Source organism: Tautonia rosea (assembly GCF_012958305.1).
GTDB classification, from domain to species: Bacteria; Planctomycetota; Planctomycetia; order Isosphaerales; family Isosphaeraceae; genus Tautonia; species Tautonia rosea.
This window is the reverse complement of record NZ_JABBYO010000001.1, coordinates 348,841-373,812: the sequence shown is the minus strand read 5'-3', so window position 1 is coordinate 373,812 and position 24,972 is coordinate 348,841. Positions and strand designations below refer to the sequence as shown.

Below are 24,972 nucleotides of genomic sequence, written 5' to 3'. Positions count from 1 at the left end.
CCATGTCGGAACCCTCATCGTCGAAGACTCCTGAGCCAGGCAAGCCGAGCTTGCCGAGCCTGCCGATCGTGACGCTCGAACCGTGGGAACAGCGGTCGAATCTGGAGAAGTACGGAGCCTTCTGGTACCTGGCGCTGGGAGGTCTGGTGATTCTGTCGGGCATGATCCTCTGGTTTGCCTGGGGGGTCTGGTCGCTCCGGGACGTCTGGAGGGATGTGTACGTCCTGCACGATCCGAACCGGGGGCAGGAGGAGCGGGTCAACGCGGCCGATCGCCTGGCGAGAAACCCGGAGACGACCGAGCGGCAACGGTACGACATCGCCATCCGACGCGACCTGCCCGACCTGGCCCGCTACCTGATCGCCGAGTCGTTGAGCGCCGAGGCCGCGACCGGCGACCCGAGCGCCTATGCGATGGCCGTGGCTCGGAGCGAGGGGGACGGCTGGCCCGCTTGGTTCCGGCTCTTGATGCTCCGCCCCCTGGCCTATGGGGCAGGGGCGGGGGAGGCGATCGAGCCGGTTCCCCTGCGGGAGCTGAGCGAACATGACGACCTGATCATCCGGCTCTGGGCACTGTACACGCTGGCGGAGTCATCTCGCTACAACCGCAATGAAGCAAACAGGTTGCGCGACGCTGCGGAGGAGGATTCCGCCGAGATCAGGCTGGCCGAGTTGCTTGTCGGGGCACTGGACGCAGAGACGGACGAGGAGCGGATCGACCGGCTCGATGAGGCAACCCGATGGGTTCGGGAGCGTCATCCGGGAGCTTCGGCCGTCTGGAAGGGCTGGGAGCGCGTGGAACAGGGGTTGGTCAGGGTGCCGACGGATCGGAACGCGGAGTGAGGATTGGCTTTGTTTGGTGCGTTGATGTTACCTCGGGGTTGATCGGCCGGATTGGCGACGTTTCCAGGCCTTCAAGGCGCGTCGCTCGCGGCGGTTGGCGGGCATCGAGCCGTCGGGGAGAAGATGCAGCGGCGTCGGAACGCCGGCGGGAGCGGTCGAGGCCGATCGTGACGGCCGGAGCCGTTCCGGTGGCACATCGCCGGTCCGCGTTGGGAGCGTGATCGGTCGAAGCTGCGACGAGGGGCCGGGGGACGGAGCAATGGATGGTGCCTCGGTCTGAGGTACGCGGGAGGAGGACGGGGATTCGGGAGGGCAGGGGAAGTCGGCCGGGGAGTGGGGATTGATTGGCGGAGCGGGAGAGGATGGGGAACGGTCGGCGGGGGGAGGCCCCTGGAGGCGACGAAGATCGGCCTCGGCCTGGCGAAGGCGGCGGAGGACCTGATTTTCGTAACGGTCGAGGAGGCGGACGGCCACCGAGTCGTCTCCCAGACCGGCCTGAGCGTCGATCCGAGCACGCTCGTCGCGAGCGATCAGGTACGATTCAAGCCGATGGTGCAGATCGGCTCGGGCGTCGACCAGGATCGAGGCGAGCGGCTGGAGCGGGTCGGACGTGGTTGGGATCAATCGAGCGCGGGCGTTCTCGCGGTCGGAGGCTGGGACGCCGAGCAAGTCGAGCAGGTGGGACAGGTCGGCATCGCTCAGGTCGCCGGAGGTGCGGTCGAGGCGGTCGGCCAGGTCGTCCCAGCGGTCGAGCAGCCAGAGGACGCCGTGGCGGGATTGGAGGAGGGTCGGCTGGATGAATTCGGGGTGATCGGCGAGGGACTGGCCGAGGACTTCGGCATCGAGGGCTCGGTCGTCGTCCCAGCTTTCGGAGGCCCGCTGGGCCAGTTCGTCGCGGAGAGCGATCGAGCGATGGACACAGACATCGGCCCGAACGGATTCAATCACGATCCGCTCGAACCGCCAGAGCTGCGCGGGTCCGTCGGGGCGATACTGAGCGCTCCAGTACCGCTTCCGCTCCTCCATGGCCGCGGTCATCTCGTCGGTCAAGACAACGCCGTGACCGGCGAGGCCGTGTTTCAAGGCGTTGCGGGCAACTCGGGCTTTTCCCGAATCGGTCTTCGGGCCGGTTGCTTTCTGGGCGTTGCGGCGGTTGGCTTCGATCTGGCGGAGGCTGGGCATGATCGGGGAACTCCGGCTTGGGTGAACGTCACTGGTGCATGCGTCGGGACCGTGACGCGGTGACCGCGCATGATCTCCTTGACATTACCATCGTGCCGAGGCGAGGTTTTGGTCATACGAAATCGCAGAGTGAACCCCGAATTCATGATCGCCGAGGATGTTCGGTATCGAGGGCATCGACTCGGACCCGGCCGCGAGGACGGGACCGGAGACCGACTGGTCGTCGAGCCGAGTCCGCCGATGCCCTATTGTCTCGTGGTCGAAGCCTGGGAATCTGCTTGCAATCTCCCGCGATTGCCGCCACATAATCGTGTGACGCTCAGGAATAGACGAGCGTTCAGTCGTGTTCAATTACAATGATTCGGACGTCGGTTTGTCGCAATTGCGACGAATCGTGCGACGAAACAAGGTTAGGCGGCGGAGATCACTCGTGAACCGCTGGGTTGCCGACCAGGTCGCGGCTTTCCGCAAGCTCGCCGGCAAGGCCGTCGCACGCTGGGTCGGCGTCGAGATGGCGATCCGGGAGCGGGGGCCGTCCGGCCTGCCGCAGTTCGAGGACCCGGTGATCCCGTTCCTACAACTGCACACCCTCTACGCCGAATTCGGGGATGCTGTCCTCCGCGTCGGGACCTACCAGAATGACGACACCTGGGGGCTTTGCATCAACGGGGTCCGGGCCATCCCGGACTGGCCCGCGGGGGAGGGTAGCATCTTTCGCATGCGCGAACTCGCCGAGCTACCGCTGGGCTTGGTCGAGGGCGTAGATTCGGTATTGGGCGCGTCGGGCGATCTTATCGAGGTCACGCTCCGCCTTGCCGCCGGCTCGCTCGTTCTTTGGGCCGGGGAGGTCTATGAGGAGCCGGGCGGCGGGCTTCGTGTCGTCCATCCCGACGAGAGCGTCTTCGTGTCGGTCGTGCCGGGAGGCGCCGCCTAACCGCTCTCATGGCCTCTGATGTCAAGAGCGCACCGTCGACGGGCCGTGGCAGGGGTGGGGGTTCCTGACCGGGGTTCGGGGTGAAGCGCGGCGCGACGGATCGGCTCGGGTCGCAGTCGGCGCGGGGACGGTCGGGTGGGTGAGTCGCGATGCGGGAAGGGGCATCGGCTCGCAAACCGCTCTCGGGGGTCGGCACGCGGGGGGCGATCGGCGTCGCTTCCCGCGTGGCGGGGCCTCGGGGGGATCGTCGTCCCGGCGGGGGCCCGCGCCCCAGACACTCCTCCGCGGCCCGCCGGCCGGCTTCTCATCGCGATTGGCTCACGTCAAGACGTGTCCCGTTAGGTGGCGGCTCGGCGGCGGGGCCGATGGGCTCGGGCCGATCGGCGTGCGGCCGATCGGGGGGTGATTCGGGTCGGGTCGGGTCGATGTCCCGCCGGGGCCGGGGCGGGCCGGCCAATCTTCGCGGCGAGGTCGGGGCGGGTGGCGAAGCGGGCGGCGGTCTCGGGGTGCGTCGCCCGGAAGGAGACGCCCCCAGGGTTTGGCCGACCGGCACGGGTCGCTCGGCCCCCGTTGCGGTGCCGGCCTGAGTTAAGCGTGCGGCTCGGCACGCCCCGGCCCCGGCGGGACATCGGGATGGTTCGTTATGATCGCATGAAGGCCTCCGCATCGAAGGGGACGCCGCGGCGGAGCATCGCGTACACCGCCCGGCCGAGCCGCGCCGCCAGGATCGCCTGCGCCTTGCCCTTGCCCGTCGCCTTCGCCTTCTTCGCGGCCCACGCCTTTACGCCCGGCTCGTGCCGGGTCATCAGCGCGGCGGCCTCGCGGAAGGCCCACTTCAGGTGCGCGTTGCCCAGCTTCGCGTTCGAGCGGCCCACCACCTTGCCGGCCGACTCCTTCGCCGGCCGCACCAGCCGGGCATACGAGAGGAACCGGCCGGGCGCGTCGAAGCGGCGGATGTCGCCGATCTCATAGAGCAATGTCAGCGCCAGCACCTTTCCCACCCCGGGGATCGACCGCAGCCGATAGTAGTTCGGCAGGTCGTGGCCCTTGGCCTGGGCGGCGAGGAAGGCCTCCAGCTCGGCGATCTGGCCGTCGAGGTGCGCGGCCAGCTCCAGGTCGACCTGGAGGGTGCGTCGGACGCACTCGTCGTCGACGCGGTCGAGCAGGCCGGCGCGGTTGCTCGCATACCGGAGCTTGCCCGTCGGCGTGTCGTGCTGGTACTGCCAGTTGATCAGTTGCACGTGCGTCAAGGCCTCCGACCGCCGCCGGACAAGGTAGGAGCGGCGTCGGAGCAGGTCTCGGGTGGCCCTCATCTCGGCGGGGTAGGCATACGCCTGCGGCAGCAGGCCGGCGCGGAGCAGGTGGGCGATCTTCTCGGAGTCGATGCGGTCGCTCTTGGTCTTGGTCCCGTGGATGGCGCGCATCTCCAGCGCGTGGCCGAGGACGAAGGGGATGCCGTGCTCACGGCAGGTATCGGCCAGCCAGTACCAGCAGAAGGTGCACTCGCAGGCGACGACCAGTCCGTCGCGGTGCGGCGCGACGGCCTGAAGGAAGGCCTCCGGATTGGCGGGGATGTCCTTGTGCAGGAGCGTCTGCCCCTTCGGGTCGAGGATGCAGAGGAACATCGATCTGGCGTGCAGGTCGACGCCGCAGTAAGCTTGATGCCCGGCCTGATACGGTCTCATCATGGTGCTCCGGGAGGTGTGCCCGATCCGGTCGCACTCCATTCTGCGGCCCGAATCGGTCGCAGGCGTCGCGGAGGCCATGATGAGTCTCCTCGCGCTGCAGCGGACCCGGCCCGCCGCGGACGGCTTCTGGTATCATCAAGGTCACCCTCGGCGGGCCGGTCCGCTGAGCTTTGTCGTTAGGCGGCCCTCGGTCGAGCGAGCCCGATGTTTCGATGAAGGAGACTTCGGTGAGCGAAGAAGACCCGCGTGAAGAACTCGACCAAATCATCGAACTCTGCGCCGCCGGGAGATTGCCGCAAAGCGCTGGGCAGTGGGCTGAAGACGTATACGAGACTGCCGAGGACATCCTAGAGACCGTTGATGCGATGCAGTCGAATGGGGTTGATGCACCAACTTCGAAACAAGCGAGGGCGCTCGAGAACATCTACGATGCTGCCCGCAATTGGCTTGAGCGATAATCGGAACAATAACCGGTCCGTGGTGCCAAGGCGGGGCGTTCGTTTGCTGGTCTCCTCGGCCTGTGTCCTGACGGTGGGGTGGCACTGGCGGATGAAAGCTGCTGATGTCTTGGTGCCACTGGCTCTGCCAGTGCTCCGGTTCGGCCCGGCACTGGCAGAGCCAGTGGCACCCGGCGGAATGATGGGAGGCGTCGGCTCGGGGCGACCTTGGGAGTCGGAGACGCAGGTGGGGCTCTTGAAGGTGACGAGGTCGATGCCGATGATGGAGGCCCTGGTCGTGGGGCTCCTCGGCGCGGTGCCTGGGGAGTTCGTTTTGCCACCTCAAGGTGACCCCCGAGGCGGCCTCACGGCTGAAATGGATTCTTAAGGCGGGGTTCGATGTCCACCGTCAAGCGGGTCGTCGGCTTACTCGTCCGCATCGGTGGCGAGCAACATACCGGGTGGCTCCCCGCTGGGGCAGCAATCCCGCTGCCGACTCCGATCCGCGACGTGCTCATCGACATCGAGGTCCAATTCGACGGCCACGGCTACCTTCTCTGTTATCAATCGCGAGATGGCGACGTCTACGGCGACACTTGGCATGGGACGCTGTCCGAGGCGGAGCAGGTCGCAGCGGAGTGCTTCGGGGTCGAGCCATCGCAGTGGCAAGACGCCTAAGCGCTCTCATGGCTACTGTTGTCACGAGCGCAGCGTGGACGGGCCATGGTAGGGGTGGGGTCCTGGACGGGAGCGGGGGATGGCTCGTCGAAACGGATCGGGCCGGGACGCAGGCGGCGCGGGGAAGCCTGGGCGGGTGGCCCAGGAGGCCTCACCAAGTATTCAGAGTGCGGTGATGACGGGATGGCCCTCGTTATCTCAGGCTGACGTCACCGGGCCTTGCGGCTCGGGAAGCCCGGTGAACACGGTCGGACAAGGCCGGTTGGTCCGCGACGCTTGGAGACATCTGCCGGGAGGTACACTGATGAGGCCAGTTCAACCCTCCGAAGTATCCGCCGGGAGTCGAGCGGATGCCGACGACTCGCGTTTTTTCGTTGGACGCGGGGTCTCGGCGATGGTAAGAGATGTGATCCTCGGCTTGCGAGGTTGCTCATCCCGCGAGGATGGAGATGGATGACCTAAAGACCCCAGCCAAGTTGATTTATGAGCAGCAATGTTGTTGTCGCGATCCACTCACCGTTCCTCAATCCGGTTCCTGATTCAACTCCGACGCCTGCTCCCGCGCCGTCGTATCTGGGAGGGACCTTCGTTTCGGTTTCGGTAACCTGTGGGCTGTGGGACGAGACTCGTCGGATGTACCTGCCACCGGCGCATCTGGCGTTCGAGCTCGTCGATCCCGAAGAACCCAACCGCCCGCTCGACACAGCCGATCCCCTGATCGACCGGAGCCGAATTCTGGCCAACGACTTCCTGGCCTTTTATTCGACTCGCTTGCGATTGCCGGAAGCCGGGGCAAGCCCTCGATCGCTGATTGTCCGGTTCCGATGCCGGTTTGATCGCTATGGGAGCCAGCCGATCCGAGTTGTTCGCGAGGTCCCCATCGACGTCAACCCTCGCGAGTGGACGGCAGGGCAATGGAGGCCGTACCGGGCATCTTCGAGGACGTCGGGCTGCTTCGTCACGCTCCCGGTCGTTGCCCCCATTCAGTCCTTCGGAGGCAACTCCAGGATCGCGATCGAGGGCCTGAGCCATTTCCGGCCCAGGAATTCGTACCTTCAGTTTCTCCTCGTTGATGAGCACTCCTTCAGCATTCTCGACGATCAACCGGGACGGGATTGGATCTCTCGCGTGATGTCGTCGTCGTTTGGCTTCGCATCGGAGCTAACTGTCCCGAACGGTGCCCTGATCAGCGAGAACTCGGAGCGGATGCTGATCCGCGGCTACGTCCGAAGGCTGATTGGGGGGGAAATCACCGAGGATGTCCTCGCCCCTGCGGTGATGCTGCGACGTTGAGGGTTCCCGATGTGATCGACTCCTCGGAATCGCCGGGGTCGAAGCAACTCCGGCGCCCCGGACAACGAGTCGAACAGCGGGGGAGCCTACGATTGCTGACCGAGGAGGCCGAGGCGGGCGAAGTTGAGGGCGTGCTTGGCGGAGCGGCTCTGGATGACGGGGCGGGGCTGTTCGGAGCCGAGGGAGAGGCGGCGGTGGAGGATGTGGTTGTCGAGGGAGAGGCCGAGGTAGACGAGGCCGACGGGTTTGTCGGGGGAGCCGCCGGTGGGGCCGGCGACGCCGGTGACAGAGAGGCCGAGGTCGGCGCCGAAGCGACGGCGGACGCCGACGGCCATCGCCTCGGCGACCTCGGCGCTGACGGCGCCGACGGAGTCGATCAGATCTGCGGGGACGTCGAGCAGGGAGGTCTTGGCCTCGTTGGCGTAGGAGACGATGCCGCCGGGAAAGACGGGGCTGACGCCGGGAATACGGGTCAAGCGGTGGGCGATGAGGCCGCCGGTGCAGGACTCGGCGACGGCGAGGGTCTTGCCGTGGGATTGGAGGAGTGAAACGAGGGCCTCGGCCACGTCGTCGGTGCCTTCGCCGACGATCAGGTCGCCGAAGCGCTCGTAGATGGCGTCGACGGTGGGCTGCATGAGGGCGAGGGCCTCGGCCTCGTCGGCCCCCTCGGCGCGGATGCGGAAGCTGATGGTGGCGTCGGAGGCGGTGATGCCGACCTCAGGGATGCGGCCGCGAGCGGTGAGGTCGGGGGCCTGGGCCTCGACCTCGGATTCGCCGAGGCCGAACAGGTTGATCACTCGGTTGACGATCATCCGACCGGCCAGGCCGACGGCGCGGAGGCGGGGGGCGAGTTCCTCGTCGAACATCGCCTTCAGCTCTCGGGGGACACCGGGAAGGCAAGCGACGTGGGCGATGCCGGTCTTCATCCAGATGCCGGGGGCGGTGCCGATCGGGTTCGGGAGGATCGAGGAGCCTTCGGGGATGAGGGCCTGGATGCGGTTGCGGTCGGGCATCTCGCGGTTGCGGCGGGCGAAGAGGGCCTCGATCATGCCGAGGGCCTCGTCATTCTGAACGAGGCCGACGCCGGCGGCTCGGGCGAGGGCGTCGCGGGTCAGGTCGTCCTGGGTCGGGCCAAGGCCGCCGCTGGTGACGACCAGATCGGATCGGGAGATGGCCAGGGCGAAGGCGGCGACGTTGTCGTCAAGGTCGTCTCCCAAGAGGGTCGAGAAGCGGACGGGAATGCCGAGCGAGGCAAGGCGGTTGCAAAGCCACTGGCCGTTGGTGTCGAGCTTGGCGCCGCTAATCAGCTCGCTTCCGATCATCAGGAGTTCGGCATGCATGAGGTTGGGCTCGGGAGGGGGGACGAAGGGTTCAAAGGGTTGAGGGGCTGCGGGAATCGGTGACCGAGGGTTCGGAATCGGTCCTGGCCGCGAGGAGGGCGCGAGCGCCGGAAAGGGAAGGCCGGTGGGGGCGGAATCGATCCGGCAGAGGTTCGCCCAGGGCTGAGCGTCGAGGGGCCATTCGGGAGGGGCGAGCGGACTCGGCTGTTCGGAGGATGGGAGAATCGTCGCACGCAATTACGATTTTGGGAGCAGTGCGGGGGGTTTGGAACGGGGCTTGGGGGTTCTTCACGAGAATTTCGCAAGGGATAGGGAAGCACGAAGGCCGCGGATTTCTCAAGGTTTTTGTGAGAAAACGGGTGAACCGAGGGTGTGGTTGGGGGTGTCGCAGGGTAACGAGGTTGCGAACAGGGTTGGACGTCGTGTCATAATAGTACGGCGACCCAAAGGGGTCGACTGTCCTGCGTCCGCCCAGCCTCGGGAGCGTCGAGCCCCTCCGCTTGGGGTTCGACCGAGATTCGTCCCGCGAACCCGGTCCCGCCGAGTCGGGGGAGGCCCACCCAAGATGAGCGCCGCTGTCCTTGATCGCCCGACCCTGGTCCTGAACCGGAACTGGCAACCGGTGAATGTGGCCTCGGTGTCTCGGGCGTTGGTGATGCTGTGGAACGAGTCGGCCCGCGTCGTCGACCCCGACGATTTCCGACTCTACGACTGGGCCGACTGGGCCCGGTTGAAACCTCGGGACGACGAGCCGTTCATCCAGGCCGTGACGTTCCGCATGCGCGTGCCGGAGGTTGTGACGCTGTCGCACTACGACCGGTATCGCGAGTCGACCGTGACCTTCAGCCGACGCAACATTTTCAAGCGCGATCACTCGACCTGCCAGTACTGCGGCACACGGCCGGGGTCGTCGGAACTGACGATCGACCACGTGTTGCCGAGGGCGCAGGGGGGTGTTTCGTCGTGGGAGAATTGTGTGTTGGCCTGCGTGGCCTGCAATTCTCGCAAGGCCAATCGCACGCCCGAGCAGGCACAGATGAAGCTCCGCAAGAAGCCGTTTCGGCCGGAGTGGAGGCCATTGTATGCCTATTCGACCATGCGGATTGAAAGCTGGTCACGCTTCGTCAGCGAGGCGTACTGGAACGTGGCCCTCGACGAGGGGGTATGACCGAGCCATTGATCGAGCCTGGCGTCCGGGGAATGCCCCGAGACGCAGGCTCGTCGCCATTATTCATCCGGGACCAGACAGTAGGGCGACGCGTTGCCGACGACGGCCGACCGCCCCGCTGGTGCGTGTCCCCAGGAACCCGGTCCATCCATGAACTATCTGGTCACCGGTGGCGCCGGGTTTATCGGCAGCCACCTTTGCGAGCGATTGCTCGATGATGGTCACTCGGTGCTGGCCCTGGACGACCTGAGCACTGGGCGTTTTTCCAACGTCGCGCATCTGGAAGGGCGTCCGGGCTTTGAGCTGCGGGTGGCGAGCGTCACCGAGCCGGACGTGGTGGAGCGTTGCATCACCGAGAGTCAGGCGGTGTTTCACCTGGCAAGCGCCGTCGGCGTGCGGCTGGTGGTGGACGAGCCGGTGAAGACGATCGAAACGATTGTGAATGGGACTGATGTGCTGTTGCGGTGCTGCGCGCGGTATCGGCGGCCGATGCTGCTGACTTCGACCAGTGAAGTGTACGGGAAGAGTGAGCGGATCCCGTTCCGCGAGGAAGATGACGTGGTGCTTGGCCCGAGTACGACCCGCCGCTGGGCGTATGCCGGGGCGAAGATGCTCGACGAGTTTTTGGCGCTCGCCCACTGGCACGAGGCGCGGTTGCCGGTGGTGGTGGCTCGCCTGTTCAACACGGTCGGACCGAGGCAGACGGGCCGGTACGGGATGGTGATACCTCGGTTCATCACGCAGGGGATTGCGGGAGAACCGCTGACCGTTTACGGAAGCGGCCAGCAGACGCGATGCTTTGCCCACGTGAAGGACGTGGTCGAGGCGCTCGTGCAGTTGATCCATCACCCCGAGGCTCGGGGGCAGGTGTTTAACGTTGGCAATGATGAGGAAGTGTCGATTCTCGGGTTGGCCGAGCGTATTCGGGATTTGACCGGCCGACGGAGCGAGATCCGGACAATCCCTTATGATGAGGCGTACACGTCTGGCTTTGAGGATATGGTGCGGCGGGTGCCGAGCCTGGAGAAGATCCAGCGGTTGATCGGCTATACACCGACCCGAAACCTCGGGACCATTCTCGCCGATGTGCTGGCCGAGGCGGAGCAGCCGACAGGGCCGATCGAGTGATTGCCGACCACGTGAGGGTCACAGAAACGCGATAAACCAGAGAGATCAGGTCTTGTCTGCGTGTTGTTCGGCCGAAGCCTGTTCGGGTGAGGTTGGGTACGATGGGCGGACACGGTCTTCAGATCAATGGGTTCTCGTTCACGACCGCGGTGATGATTGCGGCGGTTGTGGCCATTGGAATCTCCTGGTTGATCCGCAGAAATGTCCCGCGTTGGTTGGTCCTGGGGTTGTTCGTGGGGGGTGGTCTGGCTTCCTTCGTCCTGACAGGGATGTTCAACCGCCTGTTGTTGCCCGTCGAAGCGGCACTGGCCGGGAAGCCGGGATCGGTTCAGTCGGGCATCGTCGAGGTAATTCTCACGGCGGCGCTGTCGGAACAGACTGCGCGGCTGGCGATCATCTTGCTCGCCGCGGTCGCGTTCAGAGATTGGGTCGGTTCCGAGGCGGCGCTGTGCTGCGCGTTGATCGGACTCGGGTTCGCAGCCATCGAAAATGCCATGTTTGCGCTGCTGAGCGAGGGGCCGGGGGAGGTATTGGTTTCGCGGAGCGTCGCGACACTGACTCACGGCGCGATGGGCCTGATCATGGGGTTTTTTGTCGGTCGAGCCATCGGGACGGATCGAATCCGAGTACGACCCTTGATCTTTGCGCTGATCGTGCCGTTCGTCATTCATGCCCTCTATGATGTCGGGGTCGTATTGCTCGAGCACCAGGAGTTCCCTGAGATTTCCGACGAACCGAGTGCTTCGGAACTCAGGGCGCTCGGGGCTCCGCTGGGGATCCTCGGCGCGGGCTTCCTTCTCTGGATCACGATGATGGTCTGGGCGGTTCGGATTCTTCGAGCCCAGCGGAGGTCTGTGGGTTGCAGGAGCGAGGCAACGGTTGCTCAGCACGCCAGTCAGGGAGTCATCACCCCTAGCGACGCAGAAAAGTGATCCGCGGTCGTTCCGGTTCTGGGACGTGAGGCTAAGGAAACGATGATCGATCGGCCCGAGGGGAAGTCTCGGGCCCGATGAGCAGGACGGCTAGCCAACGACGAAGTTGACGAGCTTGCCGGGGACGACGATGGCCTTGCGGATCGTCTTGCCTTCAAGCAAGGGGGCGATCCGGGCGTCGGATCGGGCGAGGGATTCGAGAAGATCCTTGTCGGCCTGGGCTGGGACGACGAGGCGGGCCTTGATCTTGCCGTTGATCTGGACGGGGATCTCGACCTCATTGTCGACGAGCAGGGCGGGGTCGAAGGTGGGCCAGGGCTCGTAGGAGAGCGTTTGCGAGTGGCCGAGAATGTGCCAGAGTTCCTCGCCGAGATGGGGGGCCATCGGGGCGAGCAGGAGAGTGAAGGTCTCCATCGCGCCTTTCGGGCGGACGTCACGACTGGTGAAGACGTTGACGAACTCCATGAGCTTGCTGATGGCGGTGTTGAACCGCATGGCCTCCAGGTCATCTGTCACGCCGGCAACGGTGCGGGCGACGACCTTGGCGGCCTCGGCGTCGAGTGGGACGTCCTGGACCTGGGGGGCGAGCTGGATGTCGTCGGCCTTGTCGTCGACGATCATCCGCCAGGCGCGGCCGAGGAAGCGGTAAACGCCCTCGACCCCCTTCATGCTCCAGGGCTTGGTGGCTTCAAGCGGACCCATAAACATTTCGTAAAGTCGAAGACTGTCGGCTCCGTAGTCGGCGATGACCTCGTCGGGGTTGATGACGTTGCCGCGGCTCTTGGACATCTTGTGGGCGCGGGCATCGACGCGGATGGAGGCGTCGTCGACGAGGACGAAGGCATCACCCTTCTTCGTGACCTGGTCGTCGGAGAGCTTGATCGCAGTCGCCTGGCCGCCGGAGCGGAGGTGGATGCCGTTGCCGACGTCCTCGGTGATCTCGTTCGATGAGACCCAGGCACCGGATTCGTCGCGGTAGGCGGTGTATTCGGTTTCGCCGAGGATCATCCCCTGATTGACGAGGCGCTGAAACGGCTCGGCGGTGGAGACGAGGCCGCGGTCGAAGAGGACCTTGTGCCAGAAGCGGGAGTAGAGCAGGTGGAGCACGGCGTGCTCGGCGCCGCCGACGTAGAGATCGACGGGCATCCAGTAACGTTCTTTCTCGGGGTCCCAGGGGCGATCGGCGTTCTTCGGGTCGATGTAGCGAAGGTAGTACCAGCAGGAGCCGGCCCACTGGGGCATGGTGTTCGTTTCGCGGAGGTAGGTATCGGAGTATCTCACCCAGTCGGTCGCCTTGGCGAGGGGGGGCTCTGGACGACCGGAGGAGGACGGCTTGAAGTCGTCGATCTCAGGAAGACGAACGGGCAGTTCGGTCTCGGGGACGGCGTGGTGGTGCTCGTCGGCGTCGAAGAGGATGGGGAAGGGCTCGCCCCAGTAGCGTTGACGGCTGAAGAGCCAGTCGCGGAGCTTGAAGTTCACGGTCTTGCGGCCGAGGCCGGAGGAATCGAGCCAGCGGATCATCACGGCCTTGGCGGCGTCGGTCCCCTTGCCGTCGAGGGCGACCTCGGGGTTTCGAGAGTTGAAGGCGAGGCCTTCGTCGCAGAAGGCTTCGGGGAAGGTGCCTGGGTTTCGGTTGTAGTGGGCGCGAGGGTCGTCGATTCCTTCGGGAGCGTGGGAGGAGAGCCAGGCGTCGGAGGGGGAGACGACGGGGCGGATGGGGAGGTTGAAGGTTTTTGCAAACTCGAAGTCACGTTCGTCGTGGGCGGGGACGGCCATGATGGCGCCGGTGCCGTAACCCATCAAGACGTAGTCGGCGATCCAGACGGGCACGGGCTCGCCGTTGGCGGGGTTGACGGCAAAGCCGCCTGTGAAGACGCCGGTCTTGGTCTTGGCGAGGTCAGTGCGGTCGAGGTCGCTCTTGCCGGCGGCCTGTTGGCGGTAGAGGGCGACGGCGTCCTTTTGCTCGGGGGTGGTGAGGCGGTCGACGAGCGGGTGCTCGGGGGCGAGGACCATGTAGGTCGCGCCGAAGAGGGTGTCGGGGCGGGTCGTGTAGACGCGGATCACGTCGTCGGGGGCGGATTCGGGCCAGCCGGAGGAGGAGCGGGCCTGCCGCCAGTTGTCGAAGTCGCCGCCGCGCTTGATCTTGAAGTCGACCTCGGCCCCCTCGGAGCGGCCGACCCAGTTGCGCTGCATGTCTTTGATGGCGCGGGGCCAGTCGACGATGTCGAGATCCTCGATGAGGCGGTCGCCGTAGGCCGTGATGCGGAGCATCCACTGCTTCAGGGGCATCCGGACGACGGGGTGGCCGCCACGCTCGGACTTGCCGTCGATCACCTCTTCATTGGCGAGGACGGTGCCGAGCGCGGGGCACCAGTTGACGGGGACCTCGGCACGGTAGGCGAGGCGCTTGCCGTCGCGGAAGGCGTCGGGGTCGGGGCAATCGGCGGGGATGGGCAAGTCGGCGATGGGGCGGCCCTTGCCGACGCGGGAGCGGCCTTCGGGGTCGGTCCAGGAGAAGTCGGGGTCGTACCAGGTGTCGTAGAGCTGGAGGAAGATCCACTGGGTCCACTTGTAGTAGTCGGGGTCGGTGGTATCGACCTCTCGGGACCAGTCGTAGGAGAAGCCGAGGGCCTTGATCTGCCGTCGGAAGGTGTCGATATTTTTTTGGGTCGTGATGCGGGGGTGGGTGCCGGTCTGGATGGCGTACTGCTCGGCGGGGAGGCCGAAGGCGTCCCAGCCCATCGGGTGCAGGACGTTGAAGCCGCGCATGCGCTTGAAGCGGCAGAGGATGTCGGTGGCGGTGTACCCTTCGGGGTGGCCGACATGCAGGCCAGCCCCGGAGGGGTAGGGGAACATGTCGAGGATGTAGAGCTTGGGCTGATCGGGGACGAGGTCGGCGACGCGGAACGTTTCGTGAGCGTCCCAGTAGGCTTGCCACTTCGTCTCGATGCGCTGGGGGTGGTAGGCCGGCATCGACCGCGGTCTCCTGAGCGATCTGATCGGAAAAAAAGTCGGCCGGGGTCGCGTTCTGAGGGATGCGCGGGTCGGGCCGATCGTTCGGGCGGGAGGTCTCAATCGAATCCGATAGCATACCGCCCGGAGGTCTCGGTGACCAGCAAGGGGAGGCGAGATCGAGGGGGCTGGAAGGGATGTGTCGATTCTGCAGGGAGGGGTATGGAAGGACTTGCAAGAGTTACACGGGGGCGTCGGCCGCCGGGGTGGGGCACTTGAGGTTTTTTCGAGAAATCTCGGAGGGTCGATCCGCCCGTCGTCCCATCGGCGTGTAGACTTGAGACGAATTCGAGGAGCGCTTCCCGCCGGCAGATGGCCGATCGGCTTCGCTCGGCACCGCCCTTGCTTCAGCACCAATTGCACTTCGCAACGCGGTAAAAATTGAACCATTTCTGTGGAGGAAATCTCATGGACGCGCGATGGCAGACGCTCCGGATGAGTCGGTTGACTCGTCTGATGGTGTTCGGCCTGGCGATCGGGATGGTCACGATGGCCGGCTGCAAGCATCGTCGATCAAGCTATCGACCAACGTTCATCAACTCTGAACCGGTGTTGATGAGTCCGACTCCCTCGTCGAGCACGGTGATCCCGACCGATCCGACGCCGTATGAGTACGAGTTCGACGCGGCTCCTCCGTCGTCGGTCCCACCGGCGTATGAGGACACGTACGGACCGTATGTCTCTCCTCCGGCCAGTCCGGGACCGGCGAATGAACCGGAGTTGAACCTCAGCCCGCTGGAGGAAGATGAGCCCTTGCCGCAACCAAGCAAGGGCTCCACGATTCCCTCGGACGTGGGCGAACCGCCCCGCGTTCTGCCACCGCAGACCCGGAACGAATCGGGCCGGACCGCAACGCGGATCAGTGCGCGGTCCGATCTGCGGTCGAAGGTCCAGGCGATGGCCGATGATCCGCTTGATTTGGTGCAACCGCCCCGAGCGGATCGGCCCTGGCGGTACATCGTGGTGCATCATAGCGCCTCGGAGGCCGGGGGCTATGCCCAGATCGACCGAGAGCACCGGGAGCGGGCTGGGCTCGACGGTTGCAGTTATCACTTTATCATCGGCAATGGAACCGAAAGCCAGGACGGGATGATTGAAGTCACCCGGCGATGGTCGGACCAGAAGCCGGGCGCGCATTGCCGAGATGCCAAACACCCGAGCGTCAACGAGTACGGCATCGGGATTTGCCTGGTCGGCGATCTCGACGCGACCAGGCCGACCCCGAAGCAGATTGAGGCTGCCCGGACCCTCGTTGCGTATCTGCAAGAACGTTACGCGATTCCTGGCGACCGCGTGGGAAGCCACGGCGGGTTTTCGGCAACTCCGACCGTTTGCCCCGGTGCGCACTTCCCGGATGAAGCGATTTTCGGACGTCCGAGCCTTGCGGCGGCTCGCTAGTGGGAATTCAAAAAGATTTGCCTCGGTTGATGTGATGTGTCGAGTGTGTAAGTCGTCGATCGGATTCTGATGTGAGGAATGACTCTGCTGACGATCGGAATCGGCAATGATCCGTCGTCGCTAAGCTGCGCTGAGCACGCGGAACGATCGATTTCGAGAGGAGCGTCGCAGTCTGGCCGTCAAGGACGACGGCCCAAGCGACCGCAAGGACGGAATTCCTCGCGTGACGATCAGTGGGCTGCAGGGCCCTGAAGGGTCGAGGAATCGGCCATTTTGTTCTGGAGGCTGACCACGGCATCGGCCACAAGTCGCCTCAGGTCGTCCGGGGCAAGCCGAGCGGCCTGGCTTCCGAGGGAGAGGGCCAGGGCGTCTTCGAGGACTCCAAGGATCGGATCGGGCAGGCGGAAGGCAGCGCCGAGGGCGCTTCGTACGGTTGGAGCGAGCAGTGCGGCCCCAACGGCGGCGGTCGCTCCCAGAAGGGGGAGGTTGGGATTCTGGGTTCGGTCTTGCTCGGCCACCTGTCGGCCGACCCAGTAGCCGGCGATGGCTCTTGGAATCAGGAGGGGCAAGCGGCTTCGGCTGGGAACCAAGGGCAGCTTATCGACCACCATTTCACCGAGAGCGGCGAGGGCGAGCAACTCTTGGTTGCCGGAGCGGCGCGAGGCGGAAATCAGGGCCGGACCGAGGGCAGCTCGCATGCCGGTCACGCCTCCCAGGATCAAAGCTCGATGGAGTGTCGAACGGCGCACAGGACGCATCAAAGGATCTCCGGTTGAAGAAGGAGGAAGCTCGGATCGGGCCAGGACGGTCGGCGCTTATGGGGCGTCGGAAGGGTCCTGATCGGCATCGGAATCGGAAGTGTCTGAATCGTCTGGATCAACGAGATTCTCCGGAGCATTGGGACCGGCAGCGCCCGCGGCAAAGGAGGTGAGCGCAGAGTCGACCGCGTCGTCGGTCCCGTTGGGGAAGGCGAGATCGGCGGTGCCGAGTGCGACCGACGCCTTGCGAAGTTCCTCGACATCGACCTGACCGTTGCCGTTGGCGTCGAGGACCAGGACCATCTGATAAAAGGCGGGAGGACCCGACATCATCGAGAAGGTGCTGGGATTGTGCGAGGTCGGTTGCGCGGGGAGGGAGGTCTCAATGAAGGTTGCTCCCACGCCCATGGAGAGCAGGGACACGACCAGGATGACGCCGGTCAGCCGGGCCGTTGCATCCTTCCGGGATCGGCAGAGCCAAAGCCCCAGCCAAGCAGCGGCCGCGGAAAGGAACACGCTGAGGAGGATCGCACCGATCAACTCCTCGATCGATCGGTCCAGGACAATCCGGAGAAAGCCGTCAACCCATGATTTCATGATGCGACTTCTTGCAATGAGGACGAAGGGGTGACTTCGAAGACCGGGCTGTATTGTATCGACCTCGTGGTGCCGCGTGTTCCTGGAATTGGGAAAGGAGTCTTCGTGAGTGAAGGGCTGACTGGAGCGTGCTCCCGGGCATTCGACGAGCGCCCCGGAGTGTGCGAGCACCTCGGGCCCAGCGGTCTTGCCCGAGTGGAACCTGGAATAAATGCCCGGGAGGGGAACGCCTGGAGGAGCGAGTTGGGCGAATCAGTCGGGCGAGGCGGTCCATTCAGGCAAGACGAGCAGGAGAATCGGCCGAGTGTTATGCGGTCTGCTCTTCGGTCTGCCGTCGAACCAACCTCAAGCCCAGTCCGCCGATCAGAAACGCGAGCCCGGTGAGCAGGACTCCTGTGGCGAGATAGGTCCAGACACTCTGATCGGGGGGATGTCGATTCAGATAGATGAGCCAAAGCCCGCTCCAGAGGGTCAGAAGTGAGCCGAGGGTTACGCCGAACAAGGCGGTGCCGGCCCAGGAGACTTCGGAATCGGTAGCATCAGTGCGCATAAGGCACCCTTTCCTTGAAGAACACGTTGTGATGAAACAGACCTTCGATCACGACACGCAGCGGAGAACGCCAAGAGCGGTGGGGGAGTTGGTCTGATCGAACGTGTCAACGCACGGGTTCGTTGTCGTGGTTGGGAGTCGCGACGGCGATGCGATCGGAAGGCCTGACCTCGTCTGAGGAGGATTCCCGGGCGGCTCGGCCGATGAATCCGGCAGAGAATCCGATCAGACCGAGGTCGAGGCCGGAGAGAAAGATCCCGGCGGCGACGAAGAGCATCGCCTCGCTTTCGGGAGGGTTGCGGTACAGATAGACCAGCCAGACCCCTCCCCAGATGGCAAGTACGACACCAACCCCCAGCATGCCAACGGCGAGGGAGGCGATTTTCTGTCCGAGGTTATTGGTCACCCGCTTGATGCGCATGGGCCCGTCCTTTTCCAGAGAAACGCGACGGGGGAACCGCACCCGTCAGTTCTTTGGAAAAACGCATGGGGCAACTTGCGTGCCGAGCGGTGAGGGGAAGTCAGTCGCTGGAGGAAATGCCACCCACAATATCGTGCACGTGCATATTGATGCGAGAGATGACTTGCTCAATCTCCTTCTCGTTCACCCCCAGGTCACGGAGGGTTTCGAGCAGGTGCTGGGTGAATCGGTTGAAGTGGTGGACGGTGATTCCCCGTCCGGAGTGAACGTGAGCGAGGGAGAGGCCGGTGTATTGCTGAGGCCCATCGAGCGCGGCACCGATGAATTCGTGCTGCATGCGCCGGAGTTTCTCCAGCGAGGCGTTGCGGAAAAACGGACTGAGGTCCGGGTCTCGGGTGACTCGACCGTAGAAGTCATCGATCACTCGGCTCAGGGTTTCCTCACCGCCGATCCGCTCATACAGGGTTGGCTCATCGCCCATCGGGGCCGTCTCCGGTCAAGGACGCTTGCAAAGGCCGGGGGAGGGATTGATGTCGATCGAGTCAGCACCGGCCCATGATCATTGAGTGTAGCGCACCGCGGCCAATTCCGCAAACCTATCAGAAAGGGATTGCGAGGGCAGGGCAGGGGGAGCCGATTGCAGAGCCGGAGCAGATCGCCAGGGTCAGACGCAGATTCCATCCCGATTGGTCCAAGATCGGAATCAACCTTGCGGGGAATGGGAGAGTGGGGACCGCTCGCGATCCCCTTGAGGCCGAGCCCCTCACTTCGTGACTGACCCATCAATAGCCGAGGCTTCGATCAATCCCCAGGCCCGCGCGTTGAGGGATCGAGGGATCGGATGGTGGTCTGGCACGCGAAAGGCCGAGCAATCGGCCTTCGCGCCGGAGCAGGTCCAAGGCATGATCTCGGAGCCTGGCCGTTGTGACGGACAACCTCATGCCGGAGGAGCACGCACCATGGACGGTGACCACTCAGCGCAGGGCGAACGCGAGGATCGCTTGAAGATTGTCGCGTTTGAACGGTATGGGCCGGTTGAGCTGGCGTTGTTTCCGGCACCTCCTCGACGGCGATGGATGGACGATTCGGCCGGGCGGTTCGCTTATCGGTGCCTGCCGCTCGTGATGGCGAATCAGGCGGGATGGCTGGTGCGCAACCCGATCACCTTTAGCTTGATGTGGAACGGAGGCCCGGCAGCGACCGACATTCAAATTCTCGTCCCGCATGGACAGCACGGTTTCTCGACTGCGTTTGGCCCCGAGTCGGTCGTCGAGAGCCACTTCGGCGAGGGGATCATCACGTTCCAGTTGCCGTACCTATTCCGGACGAGCGCCGGATACAACCTCTGGGTCAAGGGGCCGGCGAACCTTGTGAAGGACGGGATCCAGGCGCTCGAAGGGTTGGTGGAGACGGATTGGACGCCGGCGCCGTTTACTATGAACTGGAAGCTGACACGTCCTTATGAGACGGTGACCTTTTACGAAGGGGAGCCGATCTGCCAGTTGATGCCGTATCCAAGGGGCCTGATTGAGCGGTTCGAACCCGAGGTCCGGGATCTGGCCGACGAACCCGAGCTGGCCTCAAGCTATTTCGACTGGCACGCGAAGCGGGGGGAATTTCTGGTCGATCGCGGAGTGCCAGGCAGCGAGGCGAACCGCCGCGATTGGCAGAAAGATTACTACCGTGGTCAGTTCCCGGCCGGAGATCGGGCCAAGGACCATCAAACCGCGTTGGGCACCCGAGAGTTCATCCGGCACGAGGGGAGTACCCGCGGATCGGTTCCTGGTGCGCCGCACTCGAAGCCTGCATCGGCACCGATTCCGCAGGGATGTCCGATGAGTCGCGGAAACACACCGCAGAGTTCCCCGAAGCCCCCCACTGATCCGTCCTCAACCGAGGATCGGGGATAAGCCGGTCAAATCGGATCAGAGGGCCGGCAGTTGGAGCCCGAGGAACTCAAGGGTCTGTCGGATCACGGTCTCGCGCTCGACGTCGACGGCCAGAAGGTGGTCGGAACGATCAAGCCAGACGAGTTTGCGATCGGCCTCGGACGTGCCAAGGTGATGGTCGAGCCACTGCGCGCCGATCGGATCGACGATCGCATCGCGGCGCGATTGGATGATGAGCGTCGGCGTGGTGATCTGAGGGGCTTCGTTGCGGACGAGGCGAATCAGAGCGACGGCGCTTCGGGCGGCGTCGAGGTTGAAGGTTCGAAAGGCGATGAGCCGCTCGATCTCCTTGCGGCGAATGGGATCGGAGACGGCCGACGGGCGACGCGGGAGCCGTCGGAACAATCGCCCAACGGTGTCGAGGTAGACCTCGGGCCGGACGCCGTAGAACCAGCGATGGCGGATTGCCAAGAATGGCGCCATCAAGGCGAGGCGATTGACCGGGGACTCGGCGGCCAGGTGGAGGGCGAGCGTGCCTCCGGTCGAGAAGCCAATCACTGCGACCGAGCCGTGACGTTGTTGGAGCCGGTCGAAGCGTGCCCGGACCACATCGTACCACTCAGGCCAGGTGGATCGAGGCATGTGCGGGCCGGGCCCTTCGTGGCCAGGGTAGACGGGGGCCTCGAACGGCATCCCGACCGAGGAGAGGGCCTGAAGCAAGGGCTCGAATTCGTGACGACCACCCCCGAGCCCGTGAAGGACGAGACATGCACCGGGGGGATCAGGACGAAGGGAGGTTTCGGGAGTCATGATGATCCCGATGGTACCACAGGGATCGAATCAGGCGGCGCGTCCTTCTCGGGATCGCCAGCGATCGAGGAAGCGCCGGTAGTCTTCGGGGGTGTCGATTCCGGCGGTGGCGGCGGGAACGACGCCGACGGCAATTGATTCGCCGAGTTCGAGTACCCGGAGCTGTTCCAAGCGTTCGGCCTGTTCGAGCGAGGACGGGGGAAGCTGCGAGAGCTTCAGCAAGAACTCGCGACGGTAGGCGTAGAGGCCGAGGTGGAGGTAGGCCAGGGGAGTGACACTCGGGTCGGGCTCGCCATCTCGGTGGCAAGGGATCGGGCGTCGAGAGAAATAAAGGGCGCGACCGTCGGCAGAGCGGACCACCTTGACGCAGGCGGGGTCGAGGTAGGTCTCGCGGTCCCGGATGGGCGTACAGAGGGTGGCCATTGGAATCTGGGGGGCCTGGTCGAGAAGATCGACAACACAGTCGAGGGCCTCGGGCTCGATCTCGGGCTCATCCCCCTGCAGGTTCACGATGATCCGGGCGTGCGGGAGCTGGGCGGCGACCTCGGCCACGCGATCGGTGCCGCTGGGGTGGTCGTCTCGGGTGAGGACGGCCTCGCCGCCGAAGCGTTGAACGGTGTCGAGAATGCGGACGTCGTCGGTGGCAACGATCACGCGATCGATGCGTCGGGATCGGGAGGCGGCCTCGACGACATGCTGGATCAAGGGGCGGCCGGTCTCGGCCAGCAGGGGCTTCCCGGGCAAGCGACTGGATGCAAACCGAGCGGGCACGATGGCCACCACGGACCCTGAGCCGGTGATCGTCGTCAGGCGATCCGATCGGGAACACTCGCGAGCCATCGTGTCACCTCGCCTTTCCGTGGCGGTCGGACAGAACCGAACCGATCGAGCGGACTGGGGATCCTCCCCGATGGCCGGGGAGCGTATCGCGGAGGGGCGTCACGCGTCAAGGTCGGCTTGCGTGTGGGAACCGCCCGAAGGCAAGAGAGGAATGACGTGATTGAAGTCGGGTCAAATGAGGTCGAGGATCTTCCCAAGTTTCCGTAAGTCGGAATAGAACCCGAGGATTTGCGCGGGCAAACACGCGACGCGATTGCCCGTTGAGGGAGGAACCTTGAGCCAATCGCAGGACGAATCGAACACTCGGACGGACGCAATTCGGAGCATCCGAAGAACCGGCACGAGGGAGGAGCCGAAGGGGAAAGCTCTGAGGATTGTTCGGAATTCAACATCAACAGACCTGTTTACAATCGTGGGTAAGCCAATCTTTCAATCGGGTGCAAGACGATACCTAAGCCTGGAGACGGAAGGCCTGAGTTTGGGGCGATCGGACGGCTCAACGGCGGTGGCGGTTGTCGGGGGCGAAGCGGGTTGAGGAGCGGCAATTGGCGTGAGGGGCGTAAGGGATGAGGCGGTCGGATCGGTCAGGACGAGGGGCGTCGTCCTGATTTTTATCTGCGAATGAAGGCCGACGACGATGACGGCCGATCGGTAGGAGCAGCGAGGGATCGTCAGGATCAAAGCCAGAGACATCGAACCTGGTTTACGATCATGACGACACGTCTTTCTTCGGTCGTATCGACGAATGAGAGACGGGGCAGCGGCTCAGGACGGGCCTGCCTCCCGATGATCGGATCGGTCGATCCGGTCAAAGCCGCAGGACGCGAGGCATCGCCGCCGACCGCCGTGTTCAAGACTCTCCACTCCATTTGGAGGGGATGATCCACACGGCTTGCTACTTCGAGTCTCGCCGATCAGTCCGGAATGAACGGAAACGCATGCAACGTGCGTGAACCTTCGCATTCTTTCACGCTTCGCCCCGCGTGCAGGATGAGTGCAAGGTGATTCCGTCTCGATCTGCCTGGTCGGTCCGTCGCGGCCGTCCGAGAGTTTCGATTCATGACTGGCAACCGCTCCCGCCGGAACCTTCGCCCTGGTGTTGAGTCTGTCGAGGCTCGATGCTTGCTCAGTGTGGCGAATCCGATCCACGGACTCGAACCCGTTCCTGCGAAAACCACTGCGGCTCCGGACACATCCTCGGCCAAGGTGACGTCGCACGACGCGATCATTGGGGCCTCGGCAACCCGAGCCCTTTATGGGGTTTCCGGTGCAGGTCTTACTGCGGCGGTGATCGATACAGGGGTCAACTACGATCACCCGGCCTTCGGTGGCGGGTTTGGATCGGGCAAGGTGGTCGTGGCCGGCCATGACTTCGGGGAGGGTGACGCCGACCCGAGAGAGTCGAACGGCTCGCACGGGACCGCCGTGGCCGGGATCATCGCGTCGCGCGATCCGTCAGCCCCCGGTGTGGCCCCAGAAGCGGACATTGCGGCCCTTCGTGTCTTCGGCGACAACGGCCGAGGGAGCTTCGACGGCATCGCCGATTCGCTTCAATGGGTCATTGATCATCACCAGGAACACAACATCACGGTGGTGAATCTGTCGATCTCTGACGGGAAGAACTACCTGTCGGCTCCGACCTTGTTCGCCAGCCCGGTCGTCAAGCGGATCATGAGCCTGATCGACCAGCTCGAGGCGTTGCGGATTCCGGTCGTGACGGCGGCGGGCAACAGCTTCTCGGGCCAGCAGGGGATGGGCTTCACGGCGATCGTCGACAACACGATCAGTGTCACGGGAACGGATGGCACCAGTCGACTTGCCCCCGACGCGCAGCGGCTTGGCCGGGAGGCGGGCGGGAAATTCGCGACCGACCTGGCCGCTCCTGGACGAGACGTGATGGGACCGTGGGAGAGCAGCTTTGCACCTCTTGATGGAACGAGCTTCGCGGCTCCGCTTGTCACCGGCTCCGTGCTTCTGTTGCAAGAGCTTCACCTGACACGATTCGGAACCTTGCCGACCGTCGATCAGATCGAAGGTTGGCTTCGGGACTCAGCGACATCCATGCGGGACCCGGCGACCGGGTTCACGATCGGTCGGCTGAACATTCCTGCCGCAGCGGCGATGGTTCCGTCACCTCGCGGCTCCAAGCCAAACCAGGGAGCGCCGGTTCAGACCGATCCGCCACCGCCGCCGCCAGCGCCCATGAGGCCCTCGACGCCGGTGGTTCAGGCGCCGGGGAGCACGACCAACCGCCCTTCCACGCCGGTGGCGGAGCCGCCGGCCTCGTCAGGAGGCTCCGAGACCCCGACCAACGGTTCCCCGTCGACGCCACCGCCCAGCAACGGATCGCCGAGCAACGGCTCAGGATCACCCTCGGGCAACGAGGGGTCGCCGATCTCCGGGCCAAGCACGCCCGTCCCGCCCTCCGAAGTCCCGGTCGTCTCGACCCCGGCGCCGCAGACACCCCCGCCGTCGTCACCGGGCATCCCACCGGCATCCTCGCCCGCCGCTCCTTCCGGACCGTCTGATGCGATCACGATCGGTCCCGAGGTTCCCGCGATTCCCCCGATCGTGAATCCGGTCGTGACGGATGAGGCGATCGAGCATCTTCGGGGAGAAGGTGTTGACGACGCCGATCGGCCGTCGGGAGGAACGGACTCGCATCGCCCGGCCGTTGATCGGGTGGTGACGAGCGAGGCCGGGCAGCGGCTTGCGGCCCTGTTTGCGTCGGGGTCTGCCGGGCTGGGTGTGAGGGCCTGGAATGTGGCTCGACCGGACATGCCGCCGGTCTGGAGCCGGGCACAGATTCTGCGGTCGCAACGGGCCTCGACCCGGGCGACCGTCCGGGCGCATCGGATCGAGGCGATCCGGCCTGTTCCGGAACCTGTGAGCCGTCCGTTGGCAAGTCGGACGACGTCGGTTTGAGTCGGCCATCCACGCCGGTTAGAATCCGAGGCGATGACCACACGGGGCCCCCCCGACCCGATCGGTCGGGGAGGGCCTCTTTATTGTTGGTTTGCTCAAGACCGACGGCAAGGGCATCACGCTTGGGTCGACCCTGGATCGGATCGGCGA

24 protein-coding genes are annotated in these 24,972 nt (G+C 64.7%); 12 read left to right on the top strand and 12 right to left on the bottom strand.

The window, feature by feature from the left end; genetic code table 11:
- Positions 1-2: 2 nt before the first annotated feature.
- A complete protein-coding gene (locus HG800_RS01480; RefSeq protein ID WP_169972929.1) occupies positions 3-842 on the top strand; it encodes a hypothetical protein in 840 nt (279 codons plus the stop codon).
- Between the two features lie 27 nt (positions 843-869).
- Here HG800_RS01480 and HG800_RS01475 read toward each other — a convergent pair whose 3' ends face one another.
- Complete coding sequence (locus HG800_RS01475; protein ID WP_169972927.1) at positions 870-2,024, bottom strand: hypothetical protein; 1,155 nt, start codon at positions 2,022-2,024, stop codon at positions 870-872.
- 430 nt (positions 2,025-2,454) lie between these two features.
- Here HG800_RS01475 and HG800_RS01470 point away from each other — a divergent pair, with 430 nt between their 5' ends.
- Entirely contained in the window at positions 2,455-2,958 is a 504-nt protein-coding gene (locus HG800_RS01470; protein WP_169972925.1) for a hypothetical protein, read from the top strand.
- Positions 2,959-3,296: 338 nt separating this feature from the next.
- Here HG800_RS01470 and HG800_RS01465 read toward each other — a convergent pair whose 3' ends face one another.
- A complete protein-coding gene (locus HG800_RS01465; RefSeq protein ID WP_169972923.1) occupies positions 3,297-3,587 on the bottom strand; it encodes a hypothetical protein in 291 nt (96 codons plus the stop codon).
- A 12-nt stretch (positions 3,588-3,599) separates the two neighbouring features.
- Entirely contained in the window at positions 3,600-4,643 is a 1,044-nt protein-coding gene (locus HG800_RS01460; protein WP_169973449.1) for an IS110 family transposase, read from the bottom strand.
- A gap of 230 nt (positions 4,644-4,873) precedes the next feature.
- Here HG800_RS01460 and HG800_RS01455 point away from each other — a divergent pair, with 230 nt between their 5' ends.
- The 4 genes from HG800_RS01455 to HG800_RS01440 all read left to right on the top strand — a co-directional run bounded on the left by HG800_RS01455 (position 4,874) and on the right by HG800_RS01440 (position 7,054).
- A complete protein-coding gene (locus HG800_RS01455; protein ID WP_169972921.1) occupies positions 4,874-5,104 on the top strand; it encodes a hypothetical protein in 231 nt (76 codons plus the stop codon).
- A complete protein-coding gene (locus HG800_RS01450; RefSeq protein ID WP_169972919.1) occupies positions 5,076-5,471 on the top strand; it encodes a hypothetical protein in 396 nt (131 codons plus the stop codon). The genes HG800_RS01455 and HG800_RS01450 overlap by 29 nt, the downstream gene beginning before the upstream one ends.
- A gap of 11 nt (positions 5,472-5,482) precedes the next feature.
- On the top strand, positions 5,483-5,761 hold the full coding sequence (locus HG800_RS01445) for a hypothetical protein (RefSeq protein WP_169972917.1): 279 nt from the start codon (positions 5,483-5,485) through the stop codon (positions 5,759-5,761).
- A 633-nt stretch (positions 5,762-6,394) separates the two neighbouring features.
- Entirely contained in the window at positions 6,395-7,054 is a 660-nt protein-coding gene (locus HG800_RS01440) for a hypothetical protein (protein ID WP_169972915.1), read from the top strand.
- A gap of 86 nt (positions 7,055-7,140) precedes the next feature.
- On the opposite strand, the gene HG800_RS01435 is transcribed toward HG800_RS01440, so the two are convergent.
- Complete coding sequence (locus HG800_RS01435; RefSeq protein ID WP_169972914.1) at positions 7,141-8,394, bottom strand: competence/damage-inducible protein A; 1,254 nt, start codon at positions 8,392-8,394, stop codon at positions 7,141-7,143.
- Positions 8,395-8,959: 565 nt separating this feature from the next.
- Between HG800_RS01435 and HG800_RS01430 the strand changes: the two genes are divergently transcribed.
- The 3 genes from HG800_RS01430 to HG800_RS01420 all read left to right on the top strand — a co-directional run bounded on the left by HG800_RS01430 (position 8,960) and on the right by HG800_RS01420 (position 11,622).
- Entirely contained in the window at positions 8,960-9,562 is a 603-nt protein-coding gene (locus HG800_RS01430; protein ID WP_169972912.1) for an HNH endonuclease, read from the top strand.
- A gap of 150 nt (positions 9,563-9,712) precedes the next feature.
- Positions 9,713-10,690 (top strand): NAD-dependent epimerase/dehydratase family protein, encoded by a 978-nt coding sequence (locus tag HG800_RS01425; protein ID WP_169972910.1) that lies wholly within the window; start codon positions 9,713-9,715, stop codon positions 10,688-10,690.
- Between the two features lie 101 nt (positions 10,691-10,791).
- Positions 10,792-11,622, top strand: a complete 831-nt coding sequence (locus HG800_RS01420) for a PrsW family glutamic-type intramembrane protease (RefSeq protein ID WP_169972908.1) — start codon at positions 10,792-10,794, stop codon at positions 11,620-11,622.
- 90 nt (positions 11,623-11,712) lie between these two features.
- Here the strand turns inward: HG800_RS01420 and leuS are convergent, their stop codons facing one another.
- Positions 11,713-14,595 carry a leucine--tRNA ligase gene (gene leuS, locus HG800_RS01415; protein WP_169972906.1) on the bottom strand — a complete coding sequence of 961 codons (2,883 nt, stop codon included), beginning with the start codon at positions 14,593-14,595 and terminating at the stop codon, positions 11,713-11,715.
- A 447-nt stretch (positions 14,596-15,042) separates the two neighbouring features.
- Here leuS and HG800_RS01410 point away from each other — a divergent pair, with 447 nt between their 5' ends.
- Entirely contained in the window at positions 15,043-16,032 is a 990-nt protein-coding gene (locus HG800_RS01410) for a peptidoglycan recognition protein family protein (RefSeq protein ID WP_169972904.1), read from the top strand.
- A gap of 230 nt (positions 16,033-16,262) precedes the next feature.
- Here HG800_RS01410 and HG800_RS01405 read toward each other — a convergent pair whose 3' ends face one another.
- The 5 genes from HG800_RS01405 to HG800_RS01385 form a co-directional block, all read right to left on the bottom strand.
- The gene (locus HG800_RS01405) at positions 16,263-16,790 is read right to left on the bottom strand and encodes a hypothetical protein (protein ID WP_169972902.1); all 528 of its coding nucleotides are present in this window, start codon (positions 16,788-16,790) and stop codon (positions 16,263-16,265) included.
- Between the two features lie 57 nt (positions 16,791-16,847).
- The gene (locus tag HG800_RS01400; RefSeq protein WP_169972900.1) at positions 16,848-17,387 is read right to left on the bottom strand and encodes a hypothetical protein; all 540 of its coding nucleotides are present in this window, start codon (positions 17,385-17,387) and stop codon (positions 16,848-16,850) included.
- Positions 17,388-17,694: 307 nt separating this feature from the next.
- Complete coding sequence (locus HG800_RS01395; RefSeq protein WP_169972898.1) at positions 17,695-17,937, bottom strand: hypothetical protein; 243 nt, start codon at positions 17,935-17,937, stop codon at positions 17,695-17,697.
- A 106-nt stretch (positions 17,938-18,043) separates the two neighbouring features.
- A complete protein-coding gene (locus tag HG800_RS01390) occupies positions 18,044-18,358 on the bottom strand; it encodes a hypothetical protein (protein ID WP_169972896.1) in 315 nt (104 codons plus the stop codon).
- A gap of 100 nt (positions 18,359-18,458) precedes the next feature.
- Complete coding sequence (locus tag HG800_RS01385) at positions 18,459-18,839, bottom strand: group I truncated hemoglobin (protein WP_169972894.1); 381 nt, start codon at positions 18,837-18,839, stop codon at positions 18,459-18,461.
- A 478-nt stretch (positions 18,840-19,317) separates the two neighbouring features.
- Here HG800_RS01385 and HG800_RS01380 point away from each other — a divergent pair, with 478 nt between their 5' ends.
- Positions 19,318-20,268: a DUF6065 family protein gene (locus HG800_RS01380; RefSeq protein ID WP_169972892.1), complete on the top strand. Its 951-nt coding sequence runs from the start codon at positions 19,318-19,320 to the stop codon at positions 20,266-20,268.
- 15 nt (positions 20,269-20,283) lie between these two features.
- On the opposite strand, the gene HG800_RS01375 is transcribed toward HG800_RS01380, so the two are convergent.
- Both HG800_RS01375 and kdsB read right to left on the bottom strand, forming a co-directional pair.
- Entirely contained in the window at positions 20,284-21,057 is a 774-nt protein-coding gene (locus HG800_RS01375) for an alpha/beta hydrolase (RefSeq protein WP_169972889.1), read from the bottom strand.
- 30 nt (positions 21,058-21,087) lie between these two features.
- Positions 21,088-21,897, bottom strand: coding sequence for a 3-deoxy-manno-octulosonate cytidylyltransferase (kdsB, locus tag HG800_RS01370; RefSeq protein ID WP_169972888.1), 810 nt, complete (start codon positions 21,895-21,897; stop codon positions 21,088-21,090).
- 1,059 nt (positions 21,898-22,956) lie between these two features.
- Here kdsB and HG800_RS01365 point away from each other — a divergent pair.
- Positions 22,957-24,822, top strand: coding sequence for a S8 family peptidase (locus HG800_RS01365; protein WP_169972886.1), 1,866 nt, complete (start codon positions 22,957-22,959; stop codon positions 24,820-24,822).
- Positions 24,823-24,972: the final 150 nt, after the last annotated feature.

Excerpts from the sequence above, each read along its gene's own strand:
- kdsB (WP_169972888.1), bottom strand. The coding sequence starts at position 21,897 with ATGGCTCGCGAGTGTTCCCGATCGGATCGCCTGACGACGATCACCGGC.
- HG800_RS01420 (WP_169972908.1), top strand. The coding sequence starts at position 10,792 with ATGGGCGGACACGGTCTTCAGATCAATGGGTTCTCGTTCACGACCGCG.
- HG800_RS01405 (WP_169972902.1), bottom strand. The coding sequence starts at position 16,790 with ATGCGTCCTGTGCGCCGTTCGACACTCCATCGAGCTTTGATCCTGGGA.
- HG800_RS01480 (WP_169972929.1), top strand. The coding sequence starts at position 3 with ATGTCGGAACCCTCATCGTCGAAGACTCCTGAGCCAGGCAAGCCGAGC.
- HG800_RS01460 (WP_169973449.1), bottom strand. The coding sequence starts at position 4,643 with ATGAGACCGTATCAGGCCGGGCATCAAGCTTACTGCGGCGTCGACCTG.
- HG800_RS01385 (WP_169972894.1), bottom strand. The coding sequence starts at position 18,839 with ATGGGCGATGAGCCAACCCTGTATGAGCGGATCGGCGGTGAGGAAACC.
- HG800_RS01395 (WP_169972898.1), bottom strand. The coding sequence starts at position 17,937 with ATGCGCACTGATGCTACCGATTCCGAAGTCTCCTGGGCCGGCACCGCC.
- HG800_RS01400 (WP_169972900.1), bottom strand. The coding sequence starts at position 17,387 with ATGAAATCATGGGTTGACGGCTTTCTCCGGATTGTCCTGGACCGATCG.
- HG800_RS01465 (WP_169972923.1), bottom strand. The coding sequence starts at position 3,587 with ATGTCCCGCCGGGGCCGGGGCGTGCCGAGCCGCACGCTTAACTCAGGC.
- HG800_RS01475 (WP_169972927.1), bottom strand. The coding sequence starts at position 2,024 with ATGCCCAGCCTCCGCCAGATCGAAGCCAACCGCCGCAACGCCCAGAAA.
- HG800_RS01430 (WP_169972912.1), top strand. The coding sequence starts at position 8,960 with ATGAGCGCCGCTGTCCTTGATCGCCCGACCCTGGTCCTGAACCGGAAC.
- leuS (WP_169972906.1), bottom strand. The coding sequence starts at position 14,595 with ATGCCGGCCTACCACCCCCAGCGCATCGAGACGAAGTGGCAAGCCTAC.
- HG800_RS01380 (WP_169972892.1), top strand. The coding sequence starts at position 19,318 with ATGGACGGTGACCACTCAGCGCAGGGCGAACGCGAGGATCGCTTGAAG.
- HG800_RS01450 (WP_169972919.1), top strand. The coding sequence starts at position 5,076 with ATGCTGCCCGCAATTGGCTTGAGCGATAATCGGAACAATAACCGGTCC.
- HG800_RS01445 (WP_169972917.1), top strand. The coding sequence starts at position 5,483 with ATGTCCACCGTCAAGCGGGTCGTCGGCTTACTCGTCCGCATCGGTGGC.
- HG800_RS01435 (WP_169972914.1), bottom strand. The coding sequence starts at position 8,394 with ATGCATGCCGAACTCCTGATGATCGGAAGCGAGCTGATTAGCGGCGCC.
- HG800_RS01425 (WP_169972910.1), top strand. The coding sequence starts at position 9,713 with ATGAACTATCTGGTCACCGGTGGCGCCGGGTTTATCGGCAGCCACCTT.
- HG800_RS01440 (WP_169972915.1), top strand. The coding sequence starts at position 6,395 with ATGTACCTGCCACCGGCGCATCTGGCGTTCGAGCTCGTCGATCCCGAA.
- HG800_RS01375 (WP_169972889.1), bottom strand. The coding sequence starts at position 21,057 with ATGACTCCCGAAACCTCCCTTCGTCCTGATCCCCCCGGTGCATGTCTC.
- HG800_RS01365 (WP_169972886.1), top strand. The coding sequence starts at position 22,957 with ATGACTGGCAACCGCTCCCGCCGGAACCTTCGCCCTGGTGTTGAGTCT.
- HG800_RS01390 (WP_169972896.1), bottom strand. The coding sequence starts at position 18,358 with ATGCGCATCAAGCGGGTGACCAATAACCTCGGACAGAAAATCGCCTCC.
- HG800_RS01410 (WP_169972904.1), top strand. The coding sequence starts at position 15,043 with ATGGACGCGCGATGGCAGACGCTCCGGATGAGTCGGTTGACTCGTCTG.